Source organism: Rhodoplanes roseus (genome assembly GCF_003258865.1).
GTDB classification, from domain to species: domain Bacteria; phylum Pseudomonadota; class Alphaproteobacteria; order Rhizobiales; family Xanthobacteraceae; genus Rhodoplanes; species Rhodoplanes roseus.
Window position 1 is genome coordinate 1 of sequence record NZ_NPEX01001026.1, and the last position, 235, is coordinate 235.

The window sequence follows — 235 nt, forward strand, 5'->3', positions numbered from 1 at the left end:
GGCTGAGCCCGCAAGGCAGAGATTGATGGCGAAACGCTGGTATATCGTCCACGCCTACTCGAATTTTGAGAACAAGGTCGCTGAGTCCATTCGCGAAAAAGCGGAGGCGGCGGGGCTCGATCATCTGATCGATGAGATCCTGGTTCCGAAGGAGAAGGTTGTCGAGGTGCGTCGTGGCCGCAAGGTCGACGCGGAGCGCAAGTTTTTTCCGGGCTATGTGCTCGTCAAGATGGAT

1 protein-coding gene is annotated in these 235 nt (G+C 56.6%); it reads left to right on the plus strand.

The window, feature by feature from the left end:
- Positions 1-25: 25 nt before the first annotated feature.
- Positions 26-235, plus strand: a 210-nt coding sequence (locus tag CH341_RS33465) for a transcription termination/antitermination NusG family protein (protein WP_281023753.1), incomplete at its 3' end; no start/stop codon positions are given.